The organism is Rhizobium sp. BT04, assembly GCF_030053135.1.
Classification (GTDB): Bacteria; Pseudomonadota; Alphaproteobacteria; order Rhizobiales; family Rhizobiaceae; genus Rhizobium; species Rhizobium binxianense.
The window spans coordinates 2,628,368-2,647,994 of record NZ_CP125652.1; the positions used below are offsets into that span (position 1 = coordinate 2,628,368).

Genomic DNA, 19,627 nt, shown 5'->3' on the forward strand with positions numbered 1-19,627 from the left:
GTGTCCGCACCGATGCAAATGCTGGCAAAAATCGTCACCTGGGTCATACGGCTCACCGGCTATGTCGCCGGCGCCGCTTTGATTCTCGCTGTCGCGGCACTTGCGATCTTCGGCTTCACCGCCTTCGGCGCTCGTATCGTCACCGAAAAGATAGCCTCCACGCTTTCCAACCGCGACATGACGATCGAAGTGCGCGAACCGCAAGGTCTTTTGACCGGCGGGCTTCGCGCCGCCGAAATCACCATCTCCGACACCAGGGGCGTGTTTGCGGAAGTTCACGGCATCGCGATCGACTGGAACCCGCTGGCGCTGCTGACCGGCACCTTCCACGCCAAACGCTTCGAGATCGAGGCGATCGAGGTACTGCGCAAGCCGGTGCGCACCCTGCCCTCGCGGCCCGGAGCAGAAAATTCCGGCGGCTTTACTCTTCCGATCAAGGTCGACATCGATCGTGTCGCGCTGCCCGATATCAAACTTGCCGAACCCTTTGCCGGGCGCGCCTTCGCGCTCGCCGCCGAAGGCAGCCTTTCGGCAAACGGCGATGGCGGCGAGGCGATCGTCAATGTCAGCCGTCACGCGGTGCCGGATGCGCGGCTTGCCGCCGACATCGCTTACGCGCCGGCCGAAAACCGGCTGCGGGTGAAAGCGCAGCTTTCCGAGCCGAAGGGCGGGCTGGTCGCCGGCTTTCTCGGCCTGCCGGACAGTCCCGCCGTCAACATCGATCTCGACGGCCAGGGGCCGATATCCGATTGGAAAGGCAAATTGCAAGCCGCCCTCGACGGGCAGCAGCGTGCCGCAATCGAGACCCGGCATCAGATCACCGCAGACGGACTGCACCACCTCGACCTCAAGGGCGGCGGTGACCTGAGTTCGCTGCTGCCGTCGCCATTCCGGCCGCTTTTTGCCGGCCAGACCAATATCGATCTTGCCACCACCTTCGACGACCACGGCAAGATCGATATCCAGACCGGCAATATTGCCACCGGCAGCGTCGTGATCGCCGCGTCCGGCACCCTTGATCCGGCCGGCAACAACAGCCTGAACGCCAATCTACTCGGCACGTCCGGGCCTGTCGATTTTCGCTGGCCGCTCGCCGAAGGCGAAGCGCGCTTCCTGATATCGGGCCTTAACCTGGCGCTGACAGGCGATGCGCAGGCGGCCCGGCTGAACGTCAGCGGCTCGCTCGACACCGCAACCCTGCCGCAGGCCGATATCGGTAACGTCAAGCTGACGGCCAAGAGCGACGCCTTCAATCTCGCCGCCCGTTCCGGCAGCGTCCAGCTGCGCCTCGTTGCCGGCGACATGACCTTTGCCGAGCCGAACCTCAACCGCGCCGTCCAGGGCCCCGTCACGATCGCTTCGCCGCTGCAGATCTCGCCCGGCAGCATCGGCTTCAACGGCACCACGGTCGAAAGCGCCAATATCAACGGCAGCCTCAACGGCTCCTATCGGCTGGCAGACCAGGCGCTGACCGGCAACCTCAAGCTCACCGTCGAACCGGCAGCCCTGCCGGCCGCGGTTACAGGCAGGTTCGACGGACCGATCTCGCTCGAAAGCCAGGTGGTCGGCACCATCCCGTCGAAATTCGCGCTGTCCAACCTCGTCCTGAAATCCGGCACGCTGGAAGCCGCCGGCAACGTCGCGCTCGACGGCCAGATGTTGAATGCCGACCTCTCCGGCCGGCTGCCTGACATCGGCAAACTCGTCACAGGCGCCAGTGGCGGGGCGGCTTATGCGTTGAGACTTGGCGGCGAGATCCCGGCAATCTCGGTGACGGCCAATCTCAAGGCTGCCAGCCTTGAGATGGCCGACCGCAAGTTCGGCAACCTCAATATCGACCTGTCGGGCCTCGCCGATCCCAAGGCACCGCAAGGCAAGATCGCCGCCACCGGCACGATCGACGGCCAGCCGATCAGCATCAACGGCGATATCAGTTCTCAGGACGGCAAGACGAGCATTCCGGCGCTGACCGCCGATATCGGCGGCAACCGGCTGACCGGCAATCTGGAATTCTCACCCGCCCTGGAACCGACAGGCGCACTGACCTTCGACTTCCCCAATGTCGGCCTCCTCGCCGCACTCGGCGGACAAAAGATTGAGGGCGATCTCAAGGGTTCGCTCGGTGTCGAGAGCGACAGCGGCAAGATTGCACTCAAGCTGCTTGCATCGGGGGGCTCGATCCGCCGCGATAGGCTTGCGATCGTCAAGCCGGAATTCGATGTCACGGTCAGCGATCTCAGCGCCCTTGCGGCAAACGGCACGGTCAAGGCCGACGCGGTGACTGCCGGAGAAAACAGGCTCGCCGGCCTTTCGCTCGGTTTCACGAAGCAGCAGAACCAGACCGATTTCGATCTTAGTGCCGCCTATGACGGCCATCCGGTGCTGGCCGCCGGCAATATCCAGGCACCAGGCGGCACGATCGCGGTAAACCTCAACCGCTTCTCGGCAAGCCCGCGCAACATCCCGGTCGAACTGGCCGCACCAACTGAGGTCACGATCAGCGGCGGTACCGCCACCCTGAACGGATTGACGCTGAAGACCGGCACCGGCTCGGTGAGCGTCACCGGTTCCGCCGGCGAGACGCTGAGGCTTAATGCCGACATCCACGAACTGCCGGCAGCCCTCGCCAATGGTTTCGTGCCGAACCTTTCCGCCGGCGGCACGATCTCCGGAACGATTGCCGTGACCGGAACGCCGGCAGCACCCGTGGCCGACTTCAAGCTCGACTGGAAGGATGCGACAACCGGCCAGACCAAGGGCGCCGGGCTGGCGCCGCTCGGTATTGCCGCCGGCGGCAAATTTGCCGACAACAAACTCGATTTCGACACCACGGTTGCCAGTGAGGACGGCCTGTCGCTGAAGGCCGCCGGCAATGTCGCGCTTGCCGACCCCAAGGCACCGGTGCTGGATGTCGACGCCGATATCCTCAACCTGCCCGCCCGCATCGCCAATGGTTTCGTTGCCGATCTCGCCGCCGAAGGCACGATTACAGGAAAAGTGATGGCCTCCGGTTCTCTCACTGCGCCCACGGCCAATTTCGATCTCGATTGGAAGAATGCCGCGACGAGTCAGACGAAACGCGCCGGCCTTGCGAATCTTGGCCTGAAGGCATCCGGAAAATTCACCGACAACAAGCTCGATTTCGACACGGCGATATCAGGCGCCAACAGCCTCTCGCTGAAAGCAAACGGCAATGTCGCCATCACCGGCACGACGATCGGCAACGTCAAGGTCGACGCCGCGCTGGCAAATGTTCCCGCAAGCATCGCAAACAGCTTCGTGGTCGATCTCGCCGCCGAAGGGACGATCTCAGGAAGGGTAGCGGCCTCCGGCTCGCTCGCTGTTCCCACTGCCAATTTCGATCTGGACTGGAAAAACGCTGCGACGAGCCAGACGAAACGCGCCGGCCTTGCCGGCCTCGCCGTCAAGGCATCAGGAAAATTCGCCGACAACAAGCTCGATTTCGACACGGCGATATCAGGCGCCCACAGCCTGTCGCTGAAAGCAAATGGCAATGTCGCCATCACCGGCACGACGATCGGCAACGTCAAGGTCGACGCCGCACTGGCGAATGTTCCGGCGAATATCGCAAACAGCTTCGTCGCCGATCTCGCCGCCGAAGGCGCGATCTCCGGAACGGTCTCGGCCGCAGGCTCGCTTGCCGCTCCGACCGCCAATTTCGACCTCGATTGGAAAAACGCTGCGACCAGCCATACGAAACGTGCCGGCCTTGCCGCTCTCGGTCTGACCGCATCGGGAAAATTTGCCGACAACAAGCTTGATTTCAACGCAGCGGCCAGCGGCGACGAAGGCCTCTCGCTGAAGAGCACGGGCAATGTCGCCCTCGCCGGCACGACGGTCGAAAACATCAAGGTCGATGCCGAGATCGCCAAGGTTCCGGCCGCCCTCGCCAATGCTTTCGTTCCCGATCTGGCGGCCGGCGGCACGATATCGGGCACTGTGTCGGCCGCCGGCACACCCGCCGCACCGAAAGCCGACTTCAAGCTCGACTGGACGGATGCTGCAACCAGCCAGACCAGAAGCGCCCATCTCTCAGGTCTGGCGCTTGCCGCATCCGGCCGCTTCGCCGACAACCGGCTCGACTTCGACGGCAATCTCGCCGGCAAGGACGGTCTGTCGCTGAAGGCCGCCGGCAACGTTGCGATATCGGGCACCTCGGTTAAAGCCCTTGACGTCAAGGCCGATCTTTCCAACTTGCCCGCCGGCCTCGCCAACGGCTTCGTCCCCGGTCTTGCCGCAGAGGGCACCGTCTCGGGAACGGCATCCGCGTCTGGAGCGCTTCCAAAGCCGGCCGTCGATTTCAAGCTCGACTGGAGGAATGCCGCCACCGCCCAGACCAGGAGCAGCGGCCTTTCGGGTCTGAGTGCCGCGGCATCCGGCAAGTTCGCCAATGACCGGGTCGATTTCGACGCCAATCTCGCCGGCAAGGATGGCGTTCTGGCCAAGGCGACGGGCGGCGTCACTATCGCGGGAACGGCGATCCGGGACCTTTCGATCAATGCCGATATCCCGGCGCTGCCGGCCAAAATCGCCAATGCCTTCGTTCCCGGTCTCGGTGCCGAGGGCACGCTCTCGGCAAACGCCGTGACGTCGGGAACGCCGGCAAATCCGATCGTCGATTTCAAGCTCGACTGGAAGGATGCCGCGACCAGTCACACCAAGGCTGCCGGTCTTTCCCGGCTGGCACTGGCGGCGACGGGAAAATATGCCGGCGACAGGCTCGATTTCGATGCCGATCTCAGCGGTGGCGGCGGCATTGCGCTGAAAGCCACCGGCAATCTTTCGATCGCCGGCACCTCGATCCGCTCGGTCGACGTCACGGCGAACGCCACCAACGTCCCGGCCAGCCTCGCCAATGGCTTTGTTCCCGGTCTTGGCGCCGAGGGCGCGGTCTCGGCGACCGCAAAGGCCACTGGCGCGCTATCGGCGCCGTCCGTCGACTTCAAGGTCGACTGGAAGAATGCGGCGACGAGCCAGACGAAGGGCGCCGGCCTTTCGCCGCTCACCATCGGCGCCTCGGGCAAGCTTGCCGGCAACAAACTGACCGTCGATACCAGCCTTGCCGGCGACGCCGGCATGTCGCTGAAGGGCGGCGGCAGCGTGATGATCACAGGCAACCGCGCCATCGACATGCGCTTCAACGGCAATCTTCCCTTCGCCGTGCTCGGCGCCCCGCTTGCCGCACAAGGTCTTGTCGCCGACGGCGTCGCCACCGTCAACCTGCAGATCGGCGGAACGGCCGCAGTCCCCGTCATCAACGGCACTGTCTCGACCTCAGGCGCGAAGCTCGTCGACGTCCGGCGCAATCTTGCCGTCAACAATCTTACGGCGGCAGTGACCTTCAACGGCAGCCAGGCCGTGATATCGCGCCTCAACGGCACTCTCGGCGGCGGCGGCACGATCTCGGCGAGCGGCACCATCGGCATCCAGCCGGCCGGCGGCTTTCCCGCCGACATTTCGATCAAGCTCGACAAGGCGGTCTATGTCGACGGAACCCTTGTCGTTTCCACCGTCAATGGAACGCTGGGCCTGCGTGGGCCGATCATGAGCGCGACGCTGAGCGGCAAGCTTCGGCTGGACAAGACCTCGATTACCGTTCCGGAAAAATTGCCGACCTCGCTCAGTGAAATCGACATCCGGCACAAGAATGCGCCGCGAGCGGTGCTTGCGCAGCTCCGAGAAGACGGCGAGCGGAAACCCGGCGAAAAATCCTCGACGATCACGCTCGATCTCGAAATCGACGCGCCCTCGCATATCTTCGTGCGCGGCCGCGGCATCGATGCCGAGCTCGGTGGCCGCGTGACAATCGGCGGAACGGCGGCTGCACCCATCGTGACCGGCGGTTTCACCATGCGTCGCGGGCGCCTGACCATTCTCAACCGCCGTATGGATTTCACCGACAAAAGCCGGATCACCTTTGCCGGCGACCTGACGCCGGCCCTCGATATGGAGGCGACCTCAACCTCCGGCTCGACGACGCTGACCGTCGATGTCGCGGGCCTCGCCACCGACCCCGCCATCACTTTCTCCTCCTCGCCCCAGCTGCCGCAGGACGAAGTGCTGGCGCAGCTGATCTTCGGCCAGTCGATGTCGAAGCTCTCGCCGGTGCAAATCGCCCAGCTCGCCGACGCCGTGAGCCAGCTGGCCGGCAACCGCTCCACCTCGCTTTTCGAAGGCCTGCGCAACCAGCTCGGCGTCGACGATCTCGACATCAGCACCGATTCCAAGGGCCAGACGAGCGTCAGCGTCGGCCGCTATCTCAATGACCGCACCTATTTCGAATTGCAGCAGGGCGGCTCGGCCGGCGCCAAGGCGGTGATCAACCTCGACGTCGGCCGCGGCGTCAAACTGCGCGGCGCGGCCGGGGGTAACGGTGAGGGCGAAGCGGGCATCGTTTACGAGCGGGAATACTGATACCCGTCGCAGCGGCTTTGAACGACCTGAATCAGCCTTGAGCCGGCTTAAAAACCTGTCTTGCTTGTCTTGAGAAGGATATTGCTCTCGGTCGAATTGATGCCGTTGATCAGCCGGATGCGGCGCAGCGTCTCGTCGAAGGAGGCAAGGTCGCGATCCTCCAGCTCGGCGACGAAATCCCATTTGCCGTTGGTGCTGTGCAGCGCGCGCACCTGCGGCAGGCCCCGCAGCTGGTCGGCCACCCGGTCGGCAAGCTTGCCGAGCACTTCGATCATGACGATGGCGCGCACGCCGGCCGACCGCGTCTCGTGGCCAGTGCGGATAGTGAAGCCCACGATGGTGCCGCTGGCGACCAGCCGGTCGATCCGGGCGGCAACCGTTGCCCGCGACGCGCCCGTCAGCGCCGCCAGCGAGGAGACGGATATCCGGGCATTATGACGAAGTGCACTCAGAAGTTCGGTATCGAGATCATCCACGCCGATCACTTTGTCAAAATAGGTTTATCAATTTGCGCAATCATAATCCATTTCTGGCACTTTTCCATCTTTTTGCCGTCAACCCTTTATCCCACTATCGGCCGAAACAGGCCTCAACACGGAGCCCTCCACATGAATGCCCAATCGCGATCTGTCACCCTTATCGGCGCACCGCTGGAAGAAGGCTCCGGCCGCAGAGGGGCCGCCATGGGTCCCGCGGCGCTGCGTATCGCCGGCGTCGACCAGACGCTGATCGAGCTTGGCCATGACGTCGCCGATCTCGGCGATGTCAGAATCGTGCCGGCGATGGACCTGCCAAACCATCAGAAGGCCCACAATCTGAGGATCGTCGGCGCCTTCACGCGTGCCCTCGAAAACAGCGTCCATGATGTCGCCGCCTCCGGCCGTTTCCCGCTCATTCTCGGCGGCGACCACAGCCTTTCCATGGGCAGCGTCTCCGGCATGGCCCGCTATGCCGCCAGCAAAGGCCGCCCGCTCTTCGTGCTCTGGCTCGATGCCCATGCCGATTTCAATTCTCCAGCCACCTCGCCCTCCGGCAATATTCACGGCATGCCCGTCGCCTTCTTCTGCGGCGAGGCCGAATTCGCCGAGATCCTGCCGAAGGACCGTCCCTTCGTCGATCCGAAGAATGTCTTCCAGGTCGGCATCCGTTCCGTCGATGCGCGTGAGCGCGAGGAAATCCATGAACACGGCGTCAACGTCTTCGACATGCGCGCGATCGACGAGCAGGGCATCGGCGCCATCATGCGCGAGATCCTCGATGTCGTCACCAAGGCGAACGGCCTGCTGCATGTCAGCCTCGACCTCGATTTCCTCGATCCCGAGATTGCCCCCGGCGTCGGCACGACGGTGCCTGGCGGCGCGACCTTCCGCGAGGCGCATCTGGTGATGGAAATGCTGTCGGACAGCGGCCTCGTCTCGTCGCTCGATCTCGTCGAGCTCAATCCGTTTCTCGACGATCGCGGCAAGAGCGCCCGCATCCTGGTGGAGCTGACGGCAAGCCTCTTCGGCCGCCGCATCTTCGATCGTCCAACACGTGCAGCATAAAAGGCGACGTAAAAGGGAGAGAACGACCATGAACACTTCGGAAAAACTGATCGCCACGGAACAGCGGCTCGGCGCCAACAATTACAAGCCGCTCGACGTGGTGCTGACACGTGGCGAAGGTGTTCATGTCTGGGATACCGACGGCAACCGTTATCTCGATTGCCTCTCGGCCTATTCGGCCGTCAACCAGGGTCATTGCCATCCGAAGATCCTCGCCGCTATGGTCGAGCAGGCGGGCAGGCTGACGCTCACCTCCCGCGCCTTCCGCAACGATCAGCTCGCCTATCTCTACGAAGAGCTTGCGGCGCTGACCGGCTCGCACAAGATCCTGCCGATGAACTCAGGCGCGGAAGCCGTGGAGACCGCCATCAAGGCGGTGCGCAAATGGGGATACGAGGTCAAGGGCGTGCCTGATGGCAAGGCGGAGATCATCGTCTGCGCCGATAATTTCCATGGCCGGACGCTGAGCATCATCAGCTTCTCCACAGATCCCGACGCCCGCACCGGCTTTGGCCCCTACACGCCGGGCTTTCGTACCATTCCCTTCGGCGATGCCGAGGCCTTCGAGGCTGCGATCAACGGCAATACTGTGGCCGCCCTGATCGAGCCGATCCAGGGGGAAGCCGGTGTCTTCATCCCGCCGGCCGGTTATTTCACCCGTATCCGCGAGCTCTGCACTGATAACAACGTCACCCTCATCCTCGATGAGATCCAGACCGGCCTCGGCCGCACCGGCAAGCTGCTCGCCGAAGAACACGAAGACATCGAGGCCGACGTGACGCTGATCGGCAAGGCACTGTCCGGCGGCTTCTACCCGGTGTCGGCAGTGCTTTCGAATTCCGAGGTTCTCGGCGTGTTGAAACCCGGCCAGCACGGCTCGACCTTCGGGGGCAACCCGCTCGCCTGCGCGGTGGCGCGCACCGCCCTCAAAGTGCTCGTCGAGGAGGGGATGATCGAGAATGCCGCTGTCATGGGCGACTATTTTCTCGAAGGCCTGAGATCGATCCGCTCGAACATTGTCAGGGACGTGCGCGGCCGCGGCCTGATGATGGCCATCGAGTTGGAACCCGAAGCCGGCGGCGCACGGCAATATTGCCATGCGCTGAAGGAGCGCGGCCTTCTCGCCAAGGATACCCACGACCACACGATTCGCCTCGCTCCGCCACTGGTCATCACGAGAGAACAGGTCGATTGGGCGGTCTTGCAGATCGAAAAGACCATAGGCTGAAGTAAATCGGGGCTGAAAACCTTCGCAATCCCGTTCCCGATTTAGATTTGGGCAACACTCTTTCGCTAATGTCGTCGTAACCGTAACGATGCTTCGCCGAAAGCAAAGCCATCGCGTGGTGTGAAGGCAGGGCTCGTCAGCGCCAATGGTGGCGCACCCGCTCTGCCCTGGCTTACGACAGTTGGGAAGAATTCTATGGCCACGATCAATTCCACTAGCTTCAGCGGCGATACGCTCGAAATCATTGCCTTCCGCCTGCATGATCAGGAATTCTGCGTCAAGACAACGACCATCCGCGAAATCCGCGGCTGGGCGCCCTCGACGCCGATCCCGCATTCGCCGGCTGATGTCATCGGCGTCATGAACCTGCGCGGCTCAGTGATCCCGATCATCGACCTCGCCTACAAGCTCGGCATGAAGAGCACCGTCGCCAACGAGCGTAGCGCCATTGTTGTCGCCGAAGTTCACAGCATGGTCATCGGCATGCTCGTCGACCGCGTCTCGGATATTCTCACCATTTCGTCCAGCCAGGTCCAGCCGGTGCCCGAAGTGACCGCGTCCTTCGATCGCGCCTACTGCGAAGGCATCATCGCTTCCGAAAATGGCATGATCTGCTTCCTGAACCTTGCCAAGATGTTCAAGGAAAACGAGACGGATGAACTGGCGGCCTGATCGGCCGTTATCATTCGCAACTTGAAAGCCGCCCCACCGGGCGGTTTTTTATTGCCGCATCAAGCAAACTTGCTGTATCAACTCAGTATTATTAGCAATTTCTTTTATACGTAATATTAACCACGTTCCCTCACCATGGTCGGGAAGCATACGGGTGACAAATCCGGCGCAGAGGGAACGATAACCGGCCATCGGTTCTTCCCGGCACCGGAATATCTCGCCCGTCCTCTCGCTTCTCCAGCCGAAACGGCAAACGCTGTGCACCTCAGAGGGAACAGGAATGTTTGGTCTTACCTCCGATTCGAAATACATTCTTGACGCCATCTCCAAATCGCAGGCGATCATCGAATTCGATCTCGATGGAAATATCCTCACGGCGAACGAGAATTTCTGTAACGCGCTTGGTTATCGCCTGAACGAGATCATCGGCAAACATCACAGCATGTTCTGCGAGCCGGCCTACACGGCGACCCCGGAATATCGCGCCTTCTGGGCCCGCCTTGGCCGCGGCGAATATGATGCCGGCGCCTATAAGCGTCTCGCCAAGGGCAACCGGGAGATATGGATCCAGGCGTCCTATAATCCCGTTTCAAAGGGCGGAAAACCGTTCAAGGTGGTGAAATTCGCCGCCGATATCACTGCCGCCAAAAAGCAGGCGGTCGAGGATGCCGGCAAGCTGGAGGCGATCTCGCGTTCGCAGGCGGTGATCGAATTCACCCCGAAGGGTGAGATCCTGACCGCAAATGAGAATTTCTGCAACGCCATGGGATATTCCCTGGCCGAGATCACAGGCAAGCATCACAGCATCTTCTGCGACCCCGCCTATGTCAGCACCGAGGATTACGGCATCTTCTGGCGGCGCCTCGCCAACGGCGAGTTCATCGCCAATGAATTCGTCCGTTTCGGCAAGGGTGGCCGCGAAATCTGGATCCAGGCGGCCTATAACCCGATCGTCGATGCCGACGGCAAGGTCTACAAGGTCGTGAAGTTCGCAACAGACGTCACCCAACGCATGAGCGCGATTTCCCTGCTCGGCGTCGCGTTGCGGCAGCTTTCAGAAGGTGATCTGACCAGGACGGTGGATACATCCTTCGTCCCGTCGATGGAGCAGTTGCGCCACGATTTCAATACCGCGGTCAAAGGTCTCGCCGAGACGATGAAGACGATCGGCGAAAATGCCAGCGCGATCGCCGCCGGGTCGAGCGAGATCGGCGGATCGGCCGATTCCTTCTCCAAGCGAACCGAACAGCAGGCCGCATCGATCGAGGAGACCGCAGCCGCGCTGGAGGAAATCACCACCACCGTCAACGATTCCAGCCGCCGGGCCGATGAGGCGGGCCGCCTCGTCGCCATGACCAAGCTGGGCGCCGAACAGTCCGGTGTCGTGGTCCGCAACGCCGTCGCCGCCATGGACCAGATTGAGCAGTCCTCGCTCGAGATCACCAATATTATCGGCGTCATCGACGAAATCGCTTTCCAGACCAACCTTCTGGCGCTGAATGCCGGCGTCGAGGCGGCCCGCGCCGGCGAAGCCGGCAAGGGCTTCGCGGTGGTCGCCCAGGAGGTCAGAGAGCTTGCCCAGCGCTCCGCCAAGGCGGCCAAGGAAATCAAGGCACTGATCAATACGTCGAGCAACCTCGTCAAGAACGGCGTCGGCCTCGTCGGCCAGACCGGCAAGGCGCTCGAGGAGATTGTCGCACAGGTCGGCGATATCGACGGCAACGTCGCCGCCATCGTCGAAGCCTCCAGAGAACAGGCGACCGGCCTCAAGGAAATCAACCAGGCGGTCAACACGCTGGATCAGGCAACCCAGCAGAATGCCGCCATGGTCGAGGAAAGCACCGCCGCCAGCCACAGTCTTGCCAGGGAAGCCGAGACGCTGCGCGTGCTGCTGGCGAGGTTCCGGCTGCCGGGCCAACCTCAGACCGCTGGCCGGCCCGACATAAGGCATGAGGAGAGACAGGCTGGCTCCCCGGCGCTGCACCTCGTCTCACGTGTCGCAAAGGCGCATGGTGCGGCGGCAGCGACCGTCCAGAGCTGGGAAGAGTTCTGATCTCCGTCTTCCCCCGCATGCGCCGATCCTGATTACCGGAATTGGTTTGTTGCCGGCTCCGGCTTTCGGATCAGAGGAGCAGCCTGTAGCACCAACGCATCCAGGCCGTTCTCCTCATTCTCCAGAATTTCGAACAATTGCCGCCGCATGCGCGGCTCCCAGAATTTGTTGATATGGTTGGCGACCCCCTCCACGGCTTCGTTTGCCGGCTGGCTCTTGAAGAAGGTGGCGATCTGGTTTGCCATATAGACGAGCTTGGTCTTGGTCTCATGCGACATCGGCGATGTTTCCGGGCGAAATGCGGTGCGGGTGGGTGAAAATCTCGAAATCCTCGCCGCGCACCAAAGCGACGAGCGTCATGCCGGCCTCTTCGGCCGTGCGGATGGCCAGCGCCGTCGGCGCTGAAATGGCGATGAGCACGGGGCTGCCGAGAATGGCCGCCTTCTGCACCATTTCGACCGAAAGCCGGCTGGTGACGACGACGGCGCCGTCCCCGCCTCTTTTGCCGGCGCGGATGATGGCGCCGCAGAGCTTGTCCAGCGCATTGTGCCGGCCGACATCTTCGCGCACCGCCATCAATCCCCTGCCGGGAAGATAGAACCCGGCGCCATGCACCGCCCGCGTCTCGCGATGCAGCGGCTGCGCCTCGTTCAAAAGCGAAACGGCCCGCACGATATCCGCGTGCGACAGCGACAGCGGCGATGCCGAGACATCGGGCACCGGCCGCACCGCCTGCTCGATCGATTCGATGCCGCAGAGCCCGCAGCCGACCGGCCCCGCCATGCTGCGACGCCGTGCCCGCAGCTGATCGGCGACATCGTCGACAAGGCTTACCTGCACATCGATGCCCTGCTCCCCCTCGATGACCTCGATGCCCGATATCTCGGCCCGCTCAGTGATGATCCCTTCGGTCAGGCTGAAGCCGACGGCAAAATCCTCGAGATCTGCAGGCGTTGCCATCATCACCGCATGCGAACTGCCGCCATAGGAAAAAGCGATCGGCACTTCTTCCGGCACGATGCGAGAGCCGGTGTGCATAATGCCATTGCGGCGAGCGGTTTCGGGAGCGGCGGCGGTGACGGTGAAGGTCATGATGCGCGTTCCTGCTGACAGAGCCGCCCCCGCATCATCACTCCGCGGCCTCGAGCTTGCCGGCAATGCGGCGCGCTTGCCGTGCCTGCTCGTCATATTCCAACTGCCAGTCGCTCGGCCCGTTGGAGGGCGAAACCTGCACCGCCGTCACCTTATATTCCGGGCAGTTGGTCGCCCAGTCGGAGAAATCGGTGGTGATGACGTTCGCCTGCGTATTGGGATGATGGAAGGTCGTATAAACCACACCGGGCGCCACACGATCAGTGATCAGTGCCCGGAGCGTCGTGTCGCCGGAGCGGCTGCCGAGCTTCACCCAGTCGCCATCGCGAACGCCGCGCTGCTCGGCGTCGTGGGGATGGATTTCCAGAAGGTCTTCCGCATGCCAGACGACATTCTCGGTCCGCCGCGTCTGCGCCCCGACATTGTACTGGCTGAGGATGCGGCCGGTGGTGAGCAGCAGCGGGAAGCGCGGGCCGGTGCGCTCGTCGGTCGCCACATATTCGGTGCGGATGAACTTGCCCTTGCCGCGCACGAAGCCGTTGACGTGCATGATCGGCGAGCCGAGCGGGTTCTTCTCGTTGCACGGCCACTGCACCGAGCCCATCTTCTCGAGGTAGTCGTAGGACACCAGGGCGAAACTCGGCGTCGTCGCGGCAATCTCGTCCATGATCTCTGACGGATGGGCATAATTCCAGTCGAGCCCCATCGCCTGGGCAAGCTTCTGGGTTACCTCCCAGTCGCCAAGGCCGTTGCGCGGCGACATCACCTTACGCACGCGGTTGATGCGGCGCTCGGCATTGGTGAAGGTTCCGTCCTTCTCGAGGAAGGTCGAGCCCGGCAGAAAGACATGGGCGTAATTGGCGGTCTCGTTGAGGAAGAGGTCCTGCACGACGACGCATTCCATCGCCGCGAGCCCGGCCGCGACATGTTTGGTATCGGGATCGGACTGGAGAATGTCCTCGCCCTGAACGTAAAGCCCCTTGAACGAGCCGTCGACCGCCGCATCCAGCATGTTCGGAATGCGCAAGCCCGGCTCATTGTTGATTTTCACGCCCCAGAGCTTTTCGAAGATATCGCGCGTCGCATCGTCGGAAATGTGCCGGTAGCCCGGCAGTTCGTGCGGGAAGGAGCCCATGTCGCAGGAACCCTGCACGTTGTTCTGGCCGCGCAGCGGATTCACGCCGACGCCGGGACGGCCGATATTGCCGGTCGCCATCGCCAGATTGGCGATCGCCATGACCGTGGTCGAGCCCTGGCTGTGTTCGGTGACGCCGAGGCCGTAGTAGAGCGCGCCATTGCCGCCCTTGGCATAGAGTCTTGCCGCACCGCGCAGATCCGCCGCCGGCACGCCGGTGAAGATTTCCGTCTCGTCGGGACTGTGCTGCGGTTCGGCGACGAAGGCGGCCCAGTCCTCGAATTCCGACCAGTCGCAGCGCTCGCGGATGAACCTCTCGTCATAAAGCCCTTCGGTGACGATCACATGCGCCAGCGCTGTCATGACCGCGACATTGGTGCCCGGCTTCAGCGGCAGGTGGTAGGAAGCCTCGATATGCGGCGACCGGACGATATCGGTGCGGCGCGGATCGATGACGATGAGCTTGGCCCCTTGGCGCAGCCGCTTCTTCAGCCGCGAGGCGAAGACCGGATGGCCATCCGTCGGATTGGCGCCGATGATGACCACGACATCCGACTGCTCGATGCTGTCGAAATTCTGTGTGCCGGCCGAAGTTCCGAATGTCTGGCCGAGACCGTAGCCGGTCGGCGAATGGCAGACGCGGGCGCAGGTATCGACATTGTTGTTGCCGAAACCGGCGCGGACCAGCTTCTGCACCAGGTAGGTTTCCTCATTGGTGCAGCGTGAGGAGGTGATGCCGCCGATCGCCTCGCGGCCGTATTGGTACTGGATCCGGCGGAACTCCGACGCCACATGCGCGAAGGCCTCGTCCCAGCTCACCTCCCGCCAGGGATCGCTGACCTTTTCGCGGATCATCGGGTTGAGGATGCGGTCCTTGTGGGTGGAATAGCCGTAGGCAAAGCGACCCTTGACGCAGGAATGGCCGCGATTGGCCTGGCCGTCTTTCCACGGCACCATACGCACCAGTTCCTCGCCGCGCATCTCAGCCTTGAAGGAGCAGCCGACGCCGCAATAGGCGCAGGTGGTGACGGCCGAATGCTCGGGCTGGCCGATCTCTATCACCGACTTCTCCGTCAGCGTCGCCGTCGGGCAGGCCTGGACACAGGCGCCGCAGGAGACGCATTCGGATTCGATGAAATTTTCGTGCGCGCCCGATGAAACGCGCGAGCCGAAACCACGTCCCTCGATCGTCAGCGCAAAGGTTCCCTGCACTTCTTCGCAGGCACGCACGCAGAGCGAACAGACGATGCACTTGGAGGGATCATAGGTGAAATAGGGATTGGACTCGTCCTTCGGCATCCATTTCAGATTGATATCGCCGTTGTTGCGCGCCTTGACGTGGTTGTCGCCTTCGTAGCCGTAGCGGACGTCGCGCAGGCCGACGGCGCCGGCCATGTCCTGCAATTGGCAATCGCCGTTGGCCGCGCAGGTCAGACAGTCAAGCGGATGGTCGGAGATATAAAGCTCCATCACGCCGCGGCGGATGTCCTTCAGCCGCCCCGTCTGGGTGTGCACCACCATGTTTGCCGCCACCGGCGTCGTGCAGGAGGCCGGTGTGCCGGCGCGGCCCTCGATCTCGACGAGACAGAGCCGGCAGGAGCCAAAGGCGTCGACCATGTCGGTGGCGCAGAGCTTCGGCACTTGGATGCCGGCCTCCATCGAGGCGCGCATGATCGAAGTGCCTTCCGGCACGCTGATCTGCTGCCCATCGATAGTGAGCGTCACCATGGTTTCGGATTTCGAAGCGGGAGTGCCGTAGTCGATTTCATGGATGAGTGACATGGTCGGCCTCCTGTACGGATATGGAATTGAGCAAGTCAGGGCGTGCGGCTGTAACTTTGAAGGACATCACTCAGCCGCCTCCACCATCGGCGCCGGCGAAAAATCCTCCGGGAAATGCGTCATGGCGCTCATGACCGGATAGGGGGTGAAGCCGCCGAGTGCGCAGAGCGAGCCGAATTTCATCGTATTGCAGAGATCGGCCAGCAGCGCCCGGTTCTTCTCCGGCTCGATGCCCTGCGCGATCTTGTCGGCTGTCTCGACGCCGCGCGTCGAGCCGATGCGGCAGGGTGTACACTTGCCGCAACTTTCCACCGCGCAGAATTCCATGGCGAAACGCGCCTGCTTCAGCATGTCGGCCGTCTCGTCGAAGACGACGATGCCGGCATGACCGATGAGCCCGTCTTTGACGGCGAAAGCTTCGTAATCCAACGGCGTGTCGAACAGCGCCCGCGGGAAATAGGCCCCGAGCGGTCCGCCGACCTGCACGGCTTTGACCGGTCGTCCCGTTGCCGTGCCGCCGCCGATCCTGTCGACGATATCGCCGAGCGAAAGGCCGAAAGCTGTTTCGTAAAGACCGCCATATCGCACATTGCCGGCAATCTGCAGCGGGATCGTGCCACGCGAGCGGCCCATGCCGAAATCGCGATAGAAGGCGGCGCCCTTCTCCATGATGACGGGCACGGAAGCGAGCGAGATCACGTTGTTGATAACGGTCGGACAGTTAAACAGCCCTTTATGCGCCGGCAATGGCGGCTTGGAGCGCACGACGCCGCGCTTGCCTTCGAGGCTGTTCAGCAGGGCTGTCTCCTCGCCGCAGACATAGGCGCCGGCGCCGGTGCGTACCTCCATATCGAAGACGCGGCCCGAGCCGAGCACCGACAGGCCGAGTATCCCGGCCTGCCGGGCGATGCCGATGGCCGCGGTCATCACAGCGATCGCATGCGGATATTCCGAACGCGTGTAGACGAAGCCCTTGGTGGCGCCGGTGGCAAGTCCCGCGATCGCCATGCCCTCGATCAGCACGAAGGGATCGCCCTCCATGATCATCCGGTCGGCAAAGGTGCCGCTGTCGCCCTCATCGGCGTTGCAGACGATATATTTGCGGTCGCCGCCAGCATCGAGGACGGTCTTCCATTTGATGCCGGTCGGGAAACCCGCACCGCCGCGTCCGCGCAGGCCGGAATCGGTGACTTCCTTGACGATATCGGCTGATGCCATCGAAACGGCGCGGCGAAGGCCAGCAAGGCCGGCATGCGCCTCGTAATCCGCCAGCGAGAGCGGATCGATGACGCCGCAGCGGGCGAAGGTCAGGCGGGTTTGTCCTTTCAGGAACGGGAGGTCTTCAACCTCCCCGAGACAGAGCGGATGATCGCCGCCATTGAAGATCCCGGCGTCGAACAGAGCAGGCACATCCCCAGCCTTCACCGGTCCGTAGCCGATGCGCTTGCCGGCGACTTCGACCTCAACAAGCGGCTCCAGCCAGAACATTCCGCGCGAGCCGTTGCGCACGATCTCGGCATCGAGGCCGCGGGCGGCGATCTCCTGGGCAATCGCCTTTGCCACCTTTTCGGCCCCGAGCGCCAGCGCTGCGGCATCGCGCGGAACATATATCCTGACCGTCATCGGCGTGCCTCCGCAACGAGTTCCGCCGCCATCTGGTCGTCGATCCGGCCATAGACCTCGCCGTCGAGCATCGCCGACGGGGCGCAGGCGCAGAGCCCGAGACAGTAGACCGGCTCCAGCGTCACGCTGCCGTCGAGCGTCGTCTGGTGAAAATCGATGCCGAGCAGCGTCTTGACGCGCTCGGCCACCGCATCTCCGCCCATCGACTGACAGGCCTCGGCACGACAGAGCTTCAGCACATGCCGGCCGGCGGCATGGTCGCGGTAATCATGATAGAAGGTCACCACGCCATGCACTTCGGCGCGGGAGAGGTTCAGTTCCTCCGCGATCACAGGAACGGCTTCCCGCGGCACATAGCCGAATTCTTCCTGAACCCCGTGCAGAATGGGAAGCAGCGGCCCTTCGAGGAAGCGAAGATCGGCGATGATGGCACGAGTGCGCGCGGCAATATCGCCTTCGGCGATATGAATGGTCATAAGGCAGCCCTCCCGACGGCTTGCTCGTTGCGGAATGGCGGCCTCCTCCAGCCTGAGTGCTATTCCTCGGGCAGCATCTCAAGGAAGCCGCTGGCGATCAATAACGCTATCACGTCGATTGATAGGTTTTTCCTATCAAAGTTCCTCGTCCTGCACGAGCACTCTGGCTTCGTGCAGCAAGGCCGACACGAGCGGCGTAAAAGGTTCGCGATAAGGCGCAACAAGGCCGACCAGATGATGCGCCTCCGGCTCGACGATCGGGATCATGCGGATTTCCACCGGAAAACCAAAAGATTTGGCGACATTGCGCGGCATGATGCTCGCCCAGCGTCCGGTCCGAACATGCGAGAACAGCACGATCATCGAATTGGATTCGAGGGTCGGATGCACGGTTGCGCCTGCCTCCGTCAGGTGCCGATTGATGATTCGGCGGTTCTGCATGTCGGCCGTCAATAGACAGAGCCGAAGATCGCCGACCTCCTTCCAGGTCACATTGTCGCGATCCGACAACGGGCTGCCTGCAGCCGTGATCAGATGATAGCGCTCGGCATAGAGCGGAACGCTCGTGACACGGCCGAGCGGCTCGTTTTCGAGATAGGTGATGCCGGCATCGATTTCGAGGTTTTCGAGCATGCTCAGCACCTGCAGCGAATTGCGCGAGACAATCGAGAAGGTCACGCCGGGATGCCGTTCCTGAAACGGCGTGGTGATGCGCGACAGCATGGCGAGCGCCGTCGGAATGGCGGCGAGGCGGATGTGGCCGGAAAGGCCGCGGCGGGCGGCGCGCATTTCCTCGCGCATGGTGCGGGCGTCGCCGACGATGCGCCTGGCCCATTCGAGCACGCGCTGCCCCTCCGGCGTCAGCCCCTGGAACCGGGAGCCGCGCTGCACCAGCATGACGCCCAATTGATCCTCAAGCTGCCGGATGGCGGCCGAAAGGGTCGGCTGCGAAATCCCGCACTCCTCGGCGGCGCGGCCGAAATGTTTTTCATTGGCAAGGGCGATGAAGAATTCCAGCTTGTCGATCATCCGGTCTCCCGCGACATTTCGCGTCCGGCCTTATCTTCGACGTAGCAGCCGTGCTCCGCAAGGGCGGGTCGCCAAAGCGCGTCGCGATCTTTCAGATTCGCTTCTCGCGCTTTGGGTCTTTATTGTCTCGTATGTCACTATCGCAGACCGCCGCACAGTTTTGCGCGACGTGCTTTAAAAGTTTTCTGCAATCGGAAAAAGATCGAACAGCGATTCGAGGAAGGCGAGCACGCTGACATTGCCGATGCTGTAATATACCAGCCTGCCCTGGCGGCGCGTATTGACCAGGCCTTCGAGCCTCAAACGCGCCAGCTGCTGCGAGACCATTGCCTGCTGTATGCCGAGAATATGTTCGATTTCACTGACCGTCCGCTCCTCGCTCGCCAATATGCAGAGGATGAGCAGTCGGGTCTGGTGCGCCAGCGCTTTCAACAGGTCGGTCGCTTCATGGGCTTTTCCAGCGAGTGTGTGCAATTCCTGGCCGGTCATCCCCGGCTTGGGTTTGGGCAACGGCATTCGGTATCTCGAAGGGAGGCGATGGGTAGATCAGCACAATAG

The 19,627-nt window shown here is 62.7% G+C and carries 13 protein-coding genes; 5 read left to right on the forward strand and 8 right to left on the reverse strand.

The window, feature by feature from the left end; all coding sequences use genetic code 11:
• Nucleotides 1-12: 12 nt before the first annotated feature.
• On the forward strand, nt 13-6,435 hold the full coding sequence (locus tag QMO82_RS21290; RefSeq protein WP_183608743.1) for a translocation/assembly module TamB domain-containing protein: 6,423 nt from the start codon (nt 13-15) through the stop codon (nt 6,433-6,435).
• Nucleotides 6,436-6,482: 47 nt separating this feature from the next.
• On the opposite strand, the gene QMO82_RS21295 is transcribed toward QMO82_RS21290, so the two are convergent.
• Nucleotides 6,483-6,920, reverse strand: a complete 438-nt coding sequence (locus tag QMO82_RS21295) for an Lrp/AsnC family transcriptional regulator (protein ID WP_183608674.1) — start codon at nt 6,918-6,920, stop codon at nt 6,483-6,485.
• A gap of 123 nt (nt 6,921-7,043) precedes the next feature.
• On the opposite strand from QMO82_RS21295, the gene rocF reads away from it, so the two are divergent.
• The 4 genes from rocF (at nt 7,044) to QMO82_RS21315 (ending at nt 11,932) form a co-directional block, all read left to right on the forward strand.
• Nucleotides 7,044-7,979 carry an arginase gene (gene rocF / locus QMO82_RS21300; protein WP_183608673.1) on the forward strand — a complete coding sequence of 312 codons (936 nt, stop codon included), beginning with the start codon at nt 7,044-7,046 and terminating at the stop codon, nt 7,977-7,979.
• Between the two features lie 28 nt (nt 7,980-8,007).
• Nucleotides 8,008-9,207 carry an ornithine--oxo-acid transaminase gene (gene rocD / locus QMO82_RS21305; protein ID WP_183608672.1) on the forward strand — a complete coding sequence of 400 codons (1,200 nt, stop codon included), beginning with the start codon at nt 8,008-8,010 and terminating at the stop codon, nt 9,205-9,207.
• A 195-nt stretch (nt 9,208-9,402) separates the two neighbouring features.
• Entirely contained in the window at nt 9,403-9,879 is a 477-nt protein-coding gene (locus QMO82_RS21310; RefSeq protein ID WP_088677608.1) for a chemotaxis protein CheW, read from the forward strand.
• A 280-nt stretch (nt 9,880-10,159) separates the two neighbouring features.
• Nucleotides 10,160-11,932, forward strand: a complete 1,773-nt coding sequence (locus QMO82_RS21315) for a PAS domain-containing methyl-accepting chemotaxis protein (protein ID WP_183608671.1) — start codon at nt 10,160-10,162, stop codon at nt 11,930-11,932.
• Between the two features lie 32 nt (nt 11,933-11,964).
• Here QMO82_RS21315 and QMO82_RS21320 read toward each other — a convergent pair whose 3' ends face one another.
• The 7 genes from QMO82_RS21320 to QMO82_RS21350 all read right to left on the reverse strand — a co-directional run bounded on the left by QMO82_RS21320 (nt 11,965) and on the right by QMO82_RS21350 (nt 19,585).
• Entirely contained in the window at nt 11,965-12,210 is a 246-nt protein-coding gene (locus QMO82_RS21320) for a formate dehydrogenase subunit delta (protein ID WP_183608670.1), read from the reverse strand.
• Complete coding sequence (gene fdhD / locus QMO82_RS21325; protein ID WP_183608669.1) at nt 12,200-13,024, reverse strand: formate dehydrogenase accessory sulfurtransferase FdhD; 825 nt, start codon at nt 13,022-13,024, stop codon at nt 12,200-12,202. The genes QMO82_RS21320 and fdhD overlap by 11 nt, the downstream gene beginning before the upstream one ends.
• Nucleotides 13,025-13,061: 37 nt before the next feature.
• Nucleotides 13,062-15,941 (reverse strand): formate dehydrogenase subunit alpha, encoded by a 2,880-nt coding sequence (gene fdhF, locus QMO82_RS21330; protein WP_183608668.1) that lies wholly within the window; start codon nt 15,939-15,941, stop codon nt 13,062-13,064.
• 66 nt (nt 15,942-16,007) lie between these two features.
• A complete protein-coding gene (locus QMO82_RS21335; RefSeq protein ID WP_183608667.1) occupies nt 16,008-17,564 on the reverse strand; it encodes an NADH-quinone oxidoreductase subunit NuoF in 1,557 nt (518 codons plus the stop codon).
• On the reverse strand, nt 17,561-18,040 hold the full coding sequence (locus QMO82_RS21340) for a formate dehydrogenase subunit gamma (RefSeq protein WP_183608666.1): 480 nt from the start codon (nt 18,038-18,040) through the stop codon (nt 17,561-17,563). The genes QMO82_RS21335 and QMO82_RS21340 overlap by 4 nt, the downstream gene beginning before the upstream one ends.
• Nucleotides 18,041-18,175: 135 nt before the next feature.
• A complete protein-coding gene (locus QMO82_RS21345) occupies nt 18,176-19,069 on the reverse strand; it encodes a LysR family transcriptional regulator (protein ID WP_003589869.1) in 894 nt (297 codons plus the stop codon).
• A gap of 174 nt (nt 19,070-19,243) precedes the next feature.
• The gene (locus tag QMO82_RS21350) at nt 19,244-19,585 is read right to left on the reverse strand and encodes a helix-turn-helix transcriptional regulator (protein ID WP_183608665.1); all 342 of its coding nucleotides are present in this window, start codon (nt 19,583-19,585) and stop codon (nt 19,244-19,246) included.
• Nucleotides 19,586-19,627 lie beyond the last annotated feature (42 nt).